Source organism: Paenibacillus glycanilyticus NBRC 16618 (assembly GCF_004000805.1).
In the GTDB taxonomy this organism is placed as follows: Bacteria; Bacillota; Bacilli; order Paenibacillales; family Paenibacillaceae; genus Pristimantibacillus; species Pristimantibacillus glycanilyticus.
In genome coordinates this window covers 155,360-161,581 of the sequence record NZ_BILY01000012.1, presented here as the reverse complement: position 1 = coordinate 161,581, position 6,222 = coordinate 155,360, and the positions used below count along the sequence as shown (strand labels likewise).

The 6,222-nt window shown below is 54.6% G+C and carries 6 protein-coding genes; 1 reads left to right on the top strand and 5 read right to left on the bottom strand.

The genetic code is table 11. The features are described 5' to 3' along the window. Positions 1 to 214: 214 nt before the first annotated feature. From PGL01S_RS31240 to PGL01S_RS12360, 5 genes are all read right to left on the bottom strand, one after another. Positions 215 to 1,030, bottom strand: coding sequence for a DUF4358 domain-containing protein (locus PGL01S_RS31240; protein ID WP_244935574.1), 816 nt, complete (start codon positions 1,028 to 1,030; stop codon positions 215 to 217). Between the two features lie 26 nt (positions 1,031 to 1,056). Beyond that, positions 1,057 to 2,208, bottom strand: a complete 1,152-nt coding sequence (locus PGL01S_RS12375) for a DHHW family protein (protein ID WP_127494944.1) — start codon at positions 2,206 to 2,208, stop codon at positions 1,057 to 1,059. A gap of 17 nt (positions 2,209 to 2,225) precedes the next feature. Beyond that, the gene (locus tag PGL01S_RS12370; protein ID WP_127494943.1) at positions 2,226 to 3,635 is read right to left on the bottom strand and encodes an MBOAT family O-acyltransferase; all 1,410 of its coding nucleotides are present in this window, start codon (positions 3,633 to 3,635) and stop codon (positions 2,226 to 2,228) included. Positions 3,636 to 3,856: 221 nt separating this feature from the next. Then, positions 3,857 to 4,399, bottom strand: coding sequence for an NADPH-dependent FMN reductase (locus PGL01S_RS12365; RefSeq protein WP_127494942.1), 543 nt, complete (start codon positions 4,397 to 4,399; stop codon positions 3,857 to 3,859). 83 nt (positions 4,400 to 4,482) lie between these two features. Continuing rightward, complete coding sequence (locus tag PGL01S_RS12360; RefSeq protein WP_127494941.1) at positions 4,483 to 5,361, bottom strand: LysR family transcriptional regulator; 879 nt, start codon at positions 5,359 to 5,361, stop codon at positions 4,483 to 4,485. A gap of 120 nt (positions 5,362 to 5,481) precedes the next feature. Here PGL01S_RS12360 and PGL01S_RS12355 point away from each other — a divergent pair, with 120 nt between their 5' ends. Continuing rightward, positions 5,482 to 6,222 carry an SDR family NAD(P)-dependent oxidoreductase gene (locus PGL01S_RS12355; protein WP_127494940.1) on the top strand — a complete coding sequence of 247 codons (741 nt, stop codon included), beginning with the start codon at positions 5,482 to 5,484 and terminating at the stop codon, positions 6,220 to 6,222.

Sequence of the window (6,222 nt, the reverse complement as noted above, 5' to 3'; positions counted from 1 at the left end):
GAATTCATGGCTTTTGGTTTATCGAGCTTTCCTCTTCCTCCGATGGTAGATCAACCACCCCATCCAACCGAGCCCCAGCGCGAGCAGTACGCCAAGCAGCACGATATAAGACAGATGGAACAGGGATTCATTCATTTGGGTAACCTCCTTAAACGCCAGCTCTTACCCAAATAGGATGAATCTAACGGGCCAAATTATACGGTTGCCTTGTTTGTCATTTCTTCACCGCTGCCTTGAATGCTTTCACCAGATCATCCGCGCTCTCCGAGATGACGAAGAGGACGTAGTTGCCCTGCACGATAATTTTGTAGTTTTTCGCATTCTCGTACTGATCCTGCAAATACGATTCGAACTGCTTCTGAACCGCTTCGGCGCGGCTGACCATGCCCTTCTTCACGGCATCGATATCCTTTTCCTTCTTCACCTTAAACAGGGCAATTTCGTTTGTCTTTACGTTCATAAGCGGCATGCGGCCGGAGTAATCGGCAAGCGTCGAGGTATCGATGCCATACATGTTCTTCACGTCATCGGCGGTCATCGCGATCAGGGCAGGCTGCTCGACCGCCTTCAGCATCGCATCGATGATATTACTTGCCGCAGCATCCGCTGACGGGCTCGGGCTTGGCTTGACGGTTGGCTTCGGTGTTGGCTTCGGCGTCGGCTTTGGCGTAGCGGACGGCTTCGCGCTTGGCGAAGGCGTTGCCGCCGGTTTTTTTGCCGGCTCGGATGGCTTCGCGCTTGGAACCGGCTCCTTTGACGGCGCCGGCGTCTGGCTTGGCTCGGCTGAAGCGCTTGGCGAAGGAGTCGGGCTTGCGCTCGCCGCCGGACTTTCGGCCGGAGTCTCCGATGCCCCTTCGCTTGGCTGCGCATCCGGGCTTGCGGACGGGCTTTCTTCCGCGGGAGCCGTAGCCGCAGGAGTTGGCGAAGCTGCCGTATTATTGCTGCTGTTATTGTTATTGCCGCCGCAGGCGCTGAGCACGCCGCCCATAATCATAGTCGTGAGAAGCAGAATGATGGCGCGTTTTTTCATGTAAGAACTCTCCCTTGTTATATCGATTATTTATTAAGCTTAAGAATCTCGTTGTTCTCCGAGAAGGTTGCCGTATTAAACAGCATCAGCGTGTGGCCGATGCCGTTCGCTTTCCTGTATTCGCTAATGCTGCCGTTGTAGTAGCGCATGTCAATGACATGAATTTCTTTGACATGCTGCGTCAGGAAAGGCAGGACGCTGTGGGCATACGAATCCTTGACCACAAGCAGCTTGTCCAGATCCTCTTCGCCCTCCGGAATATCGCTTGTCAGCGTCATAAGCGCATGAACGCCGCCGAGGAAATACGAGTATTTATCTTTTTTGGCGAGGAAGCTCTCGTCATACAAGCTGTCCGTGGTTGTATCGGTATCCGCTACGTATACCGACGTGGGCACCGGTTTCTTCGGCATAAATACCTGCAGCAGGTCCGGCTTCGCCAGGCTGAATTGTCCGCGCGTATGGTAGCTCCCGAGGAAGGAATCGCTTACGGTCTTGACCGTAAAATCCGACATCGGATGCGGGGTCCATCCCATCTGCTTCGCATAAGCCTCATAAGCGTAGTAAGCGCCCAGTGTCGTCCAGTGATGGTCAGTCCGGTAATAGATCGGGTCGGAGACATGCGGCTTCAGAACGTCGAACCCGTTGATATACGTCAGATTGGCAGAGCCCCGCAGCTCTTCCCCTACCGCTGCGTTCACCTGATCCTGCCGGTCATGCGGCGCTTTCCAAGGAAGCTTGTCCGGATAAAGACCGATGGAGGTCGGAGCAAGCAGCAACGTCAATTCGGAATCCGGACTAGAAGCGGCGAAGCCCTTCACGGCATCCGTATATTGGGCGAGCAAGGCCGGATCCGGCTTCGCAAACTTCTCGAATAGATAACCGTCCTTCCCTTTGTAAATCCCGTTGTTCTCCTGCTGAAGCCGCAGCTGCTCGGAGAGCGACTTCACCCACACCCACTGCCCGCGAAGCGGAAAATGGTCCGTGACGAACGATTCCGCTTCCTCCGCGAACTGCTTTGAGATCAGATGGTCCCAGGTCAGTTTTGGCTCCGCCTGCAAATAGCGGTTCTCGAGCTCGGAGAACTTCCTTGCCGGCGAGAATAGAAAGATCAGAGCGAGAACAAAGAGCGTCGCGATAAACCAGATGGCGAGCAGACGGTCGGTTTGTTTTTTCATCATGGAGGTCCCCCTTGCTGTCAGAAACGGAAATACAGGAACGGATTAAAGGTCGCGTCGACGAGATAAGAGACGGAGAGGAAGAACAGGACAAGCAGTGAGGCAGAGCCGGCCAACGAGCGGATGGCCGATAAGCCGCCGTTCTCCCGCGCTGGCTCCGTCCGCTTCCTCCAGGCGATTGAGGCCAGCACAAGCACCGCGAGCAACCCCAAGTTGGTATACAGGAAATACACCGTCCCGTCATTCCAGACCGGCTGGCCATTAAGGCCAAACATCGCTTTCAGATAACCGCCCACCTTCGGCAGCTCGTCAAAGGCGAAGAGCACCCACCCGATCAGGATAAGCAGACTGGCGTAGACATGCCGGATCCAGCGCGGCGCGCGGGCGAGCAGGCGTAGACCGGCCCATTTTTCGAAAATAAGAATAACGCCGAAATACAAGCCCCACAGCATGAAGTTCCATGCCGCCCCATGCCAGATCCCGGTCAGAAGCCAGACAATCAGGATGTTGCGGAGCTGCTTCGGCAGACCCTTCCGATTGCCGCCAAGCGGAATATAGACGTAATCCCGGAACCAGGTGCTCAGCGATATATGCCATCTGCGCCAGAAGTCCGTAATGCTCTGCGCCGTATAAGGCTTATTGAAGTTCTCGTTGAACCGGAACCCGAACATAAGTCCCAGCCCGATTGCCATATCCGAATAGCCGCTGAAATCGAAATAGATCTGGAACGCGAAAGCGATAATGCCCAGCCATGCGGTCAGCACCGGCAGCATGCCCGCATCGGCGTCCGAAACCGCATGCCAGAGCAGGCCGATGTTATTGGCCAGAAGCACTTTTTTGGCCAGGCCGATAATAAAGCGCCTGACTCCTTCCGCAAACATCTCCATCGTCACGCGGCGTTCCTTCAGTTGCTCCGCCAGCGTGTTGTACTGCACGATTGGCCCCGCAACAAGCTGCGGGAACAAGGCTACAAACGTACCGAAGTCTATCCAGTTCCGCTGGGCTTTCGCCGTTCCCCGATACACGTCGATAATGTAGGACATCGATTGGAACGTATAGAACGAGATGCCGATCGGCAGTGCCAGTTCCGTGAGCGGAATATCCGTGCCCAGCAGGGCGTTCACGTTGCGGATCGCAAAGTCGGCGTACTTGAAATACGACAGCAGCGCCAGGTTCACGATAACCGAGGCGACGACAATCGCTTTTCGCCGCTTCGCTCCCCATTCCGGCCGGCTTAACAGGAGACCAAAGCTGTAGTCGGTCACCGTCGAGATCAGCATAATGACGATATAGACCGGCTCGCCCCAGGCATAGAAGGCAAGGCTGGCCAGGAACAGAATCAGATTCTTTCCTCGTCGCGGCGACAGCCAGTAGAGCAGGAATACCGCCGGCAAAAAAATAAACAGGAATAACAGGCTGCTAAATACCATAGCCGGTTAATTCACTGTCCACAATCCGCCCCAGGCGGCAGGTTTCAATGGAGCTTTCCATAATTTCACGTCCAGCACTCTCCTCGATGTAGGTAATGATATCGCATACATAACAGTGCTACTGACGCGGATTCGGACAAGAAGGTTACAATTTGCCGCAAAATAACAGCAAAAAAAAAGAGCATCCTCTTAAGGAGGATGCTCTTCGCAAAGCCATCATTCTATTGTCTAAGCGTCTTAAGCGCGCCGCTCCAGGCAAGAACCTGGTCCAGCATGCCGTTTACGTTCGTCAGATGAAGATCGGCTGGCTTGAATACCGAACCGTTCTCAAAATCCGTGAACAGCGACAGCGCCGGGTGAACGCGTACGTCCGCGATCGACAGCTCGCCAAGAATGCCGCGAAGATGCTCTGCCGCGCGAGCGCCGCCCACCGAGCCGTAGCTCACGATGCCGGCTGCTTTGTTGTTCCAAGCTTCACGCGCGAAATCGAGCGCGTTTTTCAAGGAACCCGTGATGCTGTGATTGTATTCCGCTACGATAAACACAAAACCGTCGAGGCCCGCCAGCTTCGCATTCCAAGCGCCTGCTTGCTCCGAAGCATCCACTTCGCCAAACAGCGGCAGCTTGTAGTCGGCAACGTCTACGATCTCGTAGTTGGCATCGCCGCGTTTATCGGCAACACCCTTCACCCATTCGCCTACTTGCGGACATACGCGCCCCTGGCGCGTGCTTCCCAAAATAATCCCGATATTCAGCTTTGACATGATAGACCTTCTTTCTAAGAGTTAGTTGAACGATTTGAATCTTGCACTATCGTTTCCATATCATTCCTTCTCTATGCAGGGGTCTAAATCCTTTCCAAACACTGCCTTAAATTCTCGTAAAGTTTTGCGGCTGCCGGAGATAAAGGCGCGGTACGGCTGACCAGCCCCATCAGCATGTCAATCGATACATCCTGAAGCTCCCTTATTCGCGTACCCTCGGGCAATGGCTCCAGGGCGGTTAGCGGAACAAAGGCAAGGCCAAAGCCGCTTGCCACATAATGCCTTAGCGCCGTCATGCTGCCGATCTCCATCGTCTCAATCGACAAAGGCCCGTTATCCTGCAGAACCCTCTCGAGCTTCTTCCGGTAGGGGCAGTTCGCCGCCGTAATAAGCAGCCGGTGCCCTTCCAGATCGCTAAGCCTGATGCGCTCCAAGTCGGCCAGCCGATGGTTCGCCGGAAGCAGCAAGACAAACTTTTCTTGAAACAAAGGGTGAAAATACAATTCCTCGCCGGATTCCGGCGTAGAACAGAACGCGAAATCCAATTCGCCTTGTTTTAGCCCGTTCACCAGCAGAGGCGTGCTGGCGATCTCCAGAGCTACGTCAACCTTCGGATGCCCGTTCATAAAAGCCATAAGCAGCTGCGGCAGCCTAGTGCTGGCCGTTGGCTCCGTTACGCCAAGCCTCACCTTTCCGGATTCGCCGTTTTGCAGCTCGACCAGATTGCTCTGCAGCCGTTCCATCCGGTGGACAATATCCAGGCTCTGCTCATAGAAGAGCCTTCCCGCTTCCGTCAGACTAACCTTCTTTCCCCGCTCAAACAACCGGACGCCAAGATCCGCTTCCAGCCTCTGAATTTGCATCGTCACGGTGGACTGTGCATAGCTCAGCTCCTCCGCCGCTTGATGGAAGCTGCCATGCCGGACAATGGCATGCAGCGTCTTTAAAGTCTTCAAATCCATTCGTCTCCCAGCCCCCGGATTTATTCAAAATTTTTGAACGATTCCTTCATTTAATTCAATTATACAAATCAAACAGCGACTTATACAATGACATTAAACGAAGATCAAGGAGGCCGTAAGATGGAATTGAAGCATCAAACAGCGCTTGTAACCGGAGGAGGAACGGGAATCGGACGGGCAACCAGTCTGGCATTAGCCAGCAAGGGGGCGGCTGTTGCCGTTAACTATTCGCGCTCCGCGCGGGAAGCAGAAGAAACCGTACAGCTTATTCAGAGCTTAGGCGGGAAGGCGATCGCGATTAGGGCGGATGTATCGAAGGATCAGGAGGTCAAAGACATGGTCGAGACTATCGTCCAACGCTTTGGCACCTTGGATTTGCTAGTGAACAATGCCAGCATCACCCGCCATATTCCGTTCCCCGACCTGGACGCCGCAACCGGCGAAGTGTGGGACGAACTGTTTGACGTCAACGTTAAAGGCATGTTTCATTGCGCAAGGGCAGCTGCCCCCCATATGAAAAAGCAAGGACGAGGCGCCGTCGTTAACGTCGGCAGTATCGCCGGTGCAACCGGCTTAGGCTCGTCCTTGCCTTATGCCGTATCCAAAGCCGCCGTCCACGGCCTAACCAAATCCCTCGCGCGGGCTTTGGCTCCTCATATCAGAGTCAATTGCGTGGTTCCTGGTGCCGTCGCAACAAGATGGTGGGCCGGCCGGGAGGAACAAATGTCGCAGCTCGCACCGAATCTGCTTCTGCGGCAGATCTCGACTCCGGAGGATATCGCGCAGCTGATCTGCGCTTCGCTGGAGCAGGAAGCCATGACCGGCCAGATAATTACCGTCGACAGCGGCCAAACGTTGTAA

Excerpts from the sequence above, each read along its gene's own strand:
- PGL01S_RS12365 (WP_127494942.1), bottom strand. The coding sequence starts at position 4,399 with ATGTCAAAGCTGAATATCGGGATTATTTTGGGAAGCACGCGCCAGGGG.
- PGL01S_RS12370 (WP_127494943.1), bottom strand. The coding sequence starts at position 3,635 with ATGGTATTTAGCAGCCTGTTATTCCTGTTTATTTTTTTGCCGGCGGTA.
- PGL01S_RS12355 (WP_127494940.1), top strand. The coding sequence starts at position 5,482 with ATGGAATTGAAGCATCAAACAGCGCTTGTAACCGGAGGAGGAACGGGA.
- PGL01S_RS31240 (WP_244935574.1), bottom strand. The coding sequence starts at position 1,030 with ATGAAAAAACGCGCCATCATTCTGCTTCTCACGACTATGATTATGGGC.
- PGL01S_RS12375 (WP_127494944.1), bottom strand. The coding sequence starts at position 2,208 with ATGATGAAAAAACAAACCGACCGTCTGCTCGCCATCTGGTTTATCGCG.
- PGL01S_RS12360 (WP_127494941.1), bottom strand. The coding sequence starts at position 5,361 with ATGGATTTGAAGACTTTAAAGACGCTGCATGCCATTGTCCGGCATGGC.